Source organism: Neisseria sp. P0022.S010, from assembly GCF_051956635.1.
On sequence record NZ_JBQCXF010000442.1, the window covers coordinates 1 to 2470 of the forward strand.

Annotated in this window: 3 protein-coding genes; 1 reads left to right on the forward strand and 2 read right to left on the reverse strand. The window is 52.0% G+C overall.

The features are described from left to right. Window positions 1-142 precede the first annotated feature (142 nt). The gene (locus ACTHUT_RS17935) at window positions 143-1069 is read left to right on the forward strand and encodes a LysR family transcriptional regulator (protein WP_003748251.1); all 927 of its coding nucleotides are present in this window, start codon (window positions 143-145) and stop codon (window positions 1067-1069) included. A gap of 72 nt (window positions 1070-1141) precedes the next feature. Here ACTHUT_RS17935 and ACTHUT_RS17940 read toward each other — a convergent pair whose 3' ends face one another. Both ACTHUT_RS17940 and ACTHUT_RS17945 read right to left on the reverse strand, forming a co-directional pair. Further along, the gene (locus ACTHUT_RS17940; protein WP_440386013.1) at window positions 1142-1792 is read right to left on the reverse strand and encodes a TIGR01621 family pseudouridine synthase; all 651 of its coding nucleotides are present in this window, start codon (window positions 1790-1792) and stop codon (window positions 1142-1144) included. A gap of 1 nt (window position 1793) precedes the next feature. Continuing rightward, window positions 1794-2372, reverse strand: a complete 579-nt coding sequence (locus ACTHUT_RS17945) for a TMEM165/GDT1 family protein (protein WP_314598666.1) — start codon at window positions 2370-2372, stop codon at window positions 1794-1796. Between the last annotated feature and the right edge of the window lie 98 nt (window positions 2373-2470).

Genomic DNA, 2470 nt, shown 5'->3' on the forward strand with positions numbered 1-2470 from the left:
TTCGCATTCTAACCGCAAAATCTGTTTATGCCTCAAATTCTTACATTCCGATTTCAGCAATCATTCCCAACATTAATCATTTGCACATCATCATGAATTATTTTAATATACGCCACCTTACCCACAGGCCGTCTGAAAACACATGGACTCTATTATCGAATTGCGTCATCTCAAAACCTTGCTGGCTTTAGAAGAAACCGGCAGTGTTTCCCTTGCCGCCAAACGGGTTTTCCTGACCCAATCCGCCCTGTCGCACCAAATCCGCGCCTTGGAAAATTATTACGAAACGCCGTTGTTTGAACGCAAATCCACACCTTTGCGCTTCACTCCGGCCGGTATGCGCCTATTGCAACTGGCGCGGGAGCTGTTGCCGCAGGTTGCCGCCGCCGAACGTGATTTGGTTCGGATTATCGAAGGCGAAGCCGGCGAACTCAGACTTGCCGTCGAATGTCACACCTGCTTTGATTGGCTGATGCCTGCCATGGGAGAGTTCCGCCCCTTATGGCCGCAAGTTGAATTGGACATCGTTTCCGGTTTCCAAGCCGATCCGGTCGGGCTGCTGCTACAACACCGCGCCGACCTTGCCATCGTTTCCGAAGCCGAGCCGCTCAACGGCATCAGCTACCGCCCTCTGTTTGCCTATGAAATGGTCGGCATCTGCGCAGAAGACCACCCGCTTGCCGACAAAGACGTTTGGGAAGCAGAAGACTTTATCGACGAAACCCTGATTACTTATCCCGTCCCCGATGAAATGCTGGATTTGCCCAAAAAAGTGCTGCTACCTAAAGGCATTAATCCGCCGCGCCGCCACAGCGAGCTGACCATTGCCATTATTCAGCTGGTTGCCAGCAAACGCGGCATCGCCGCCCTGCCCTACTGGACGGTCATGCCGTATTTGGAAAAAGGCTATGTCGTTCATCGAAAAATCACTTCAGACGGCCTGCAAAGCAAACTTTATGCCGCCATTCGTACGGAAGACGCCAACAAAGGCTATCTGGACAACTTCTGCCAAATCACGCATGACCGCTGTTTTGCCGACTTGCCGGGCTTGAGCGAATTGGAAATGTAAACTTAAAACAATCAAAAGGCCGTCTGAACAATTTTCAGACGGCCTTTTCAATACACAAAAATTTCACTGCTTCTATTCAGATTCATCCGAACCCAAACATGCCGACAAATCGATTTCAGACGGCCATGTTTTATCGGGAGCAACCCGAATATCGAAATGCTCGCCGCGATAGTCGAAAACCAAACGCCAAGCGTGCAGAAACAGATGTTCCGCCTCATCGCCGCCATACAGCGTATCGCCCAAAATCGGACTGCCTATGCTTTTCATGGCCACGCGCAGCTGATGGGTTTTGCCGGTAAACGGTTGCAACACAAACAGGCGCAAACCGGGCTTCAGACTTTGGCTGCTGAAACGGGTAACGGCAAAATTATCCTCGTCTCGCGTCAGCTTCCATGTACCGCGCCGCGAACGCGCCATACCGCCTTTCACCCAGCCCTGCTTTTTCGCAGGCTTGTGCGTACCGAGTGCCAAATAAGTTTTACGCATGGTTTTCTCGGCAAACTGTGTCGATAAAGCCGCCGCGCTGTCGCGGTTGAGCGCAAGCAGCAACAGGCCGCTGGTGGCTTTGTCCAAACGGTGAACCAGCCACACGCGTTTAACGCCGAGCTGCTGCGCCAGCGATGCGGTCAGGCAAACCTCCCCTTCCGATTCGCTGTGCACCGATACGCCGCAAGGCTTATTGATGACCACAAAGTCTTTGTGTTCAAAAACAATGTCCCACATTTCAGACGGCCTTCAACACGATACCGTCGCCAAGCAGGGTCAAAATACCCAGCAGACAGAACAAGATACATGCGGCAATGCGCACTGCTTTGGCCGGAATTTTGCGCATCAGCATTTCGCCCAAATACACGGCAGGCACAGAAGCAATCATCAAACCGGCAATACTGCCGACCACGACGAACAGGATAGATTGGTATTTTGCCGCCAAAAGAACCGTCGCAATCTGCGTTTTATCGCCAATTTCCGCCAAGAAAAACAGGACGACCGTCGCCGTAAATGCGCCGTATTTCAGCCACTTGCTGTCAGGGTCTTCATCTTTATCCGGCAGCAGCAGCCACAATCCGACCGCAATAAAGCTGCCGCCGACCACCCATTTCATGACTTCGGGCGAAATAGCGGATGCCAGCCAGACACCGAGTGCGGCTGAAACAAGATGGTTCAACAGGGTTGCGACAAAGATACCGGCAACAATCGCGTTTTTGTGGGCAAAACGTGCTGCCAAAAAGAGCGCCAGCAATTGCGTTTTATCGCCGATTTCGGCAATGGCAACGCCCAGCGTCGAGGAGAAAAAAGCTTCCATGATTTAAGATACTCAACCGAAAAGCGGGCAAACAAAAAGCGCTGTGCATACCGCCCGCAAGGGTATGGACAACGCTTACGTCTTGCCTGTCTTCCGAT

Bases quoted from the DNA above. Each gene is read 5' to 3' on its own strand.
- ACTHUT_RS17935 (WP_003748251.1), top strand. From the start codon at position 143: ATGGACTCTATTATCGAATTGCGTCATCTCAAAACCTTGCTGGCTTTA.
- ACTHUT_RS17940 (WP_440386013.1), bottom strand. From the start codon at position 1,792: ATGTGGGACATTGTTTTTGAACACAAAGACTTTGTGGTCATCAATAAG.
- ACTHUT_RS17945 (WP_314598666.1), bottom strand. From the start codon at position 2,372: ATGGAAGCTTTTTTCTCCTCGACGCTGGGCGTTGCCATTGCCGAAATC.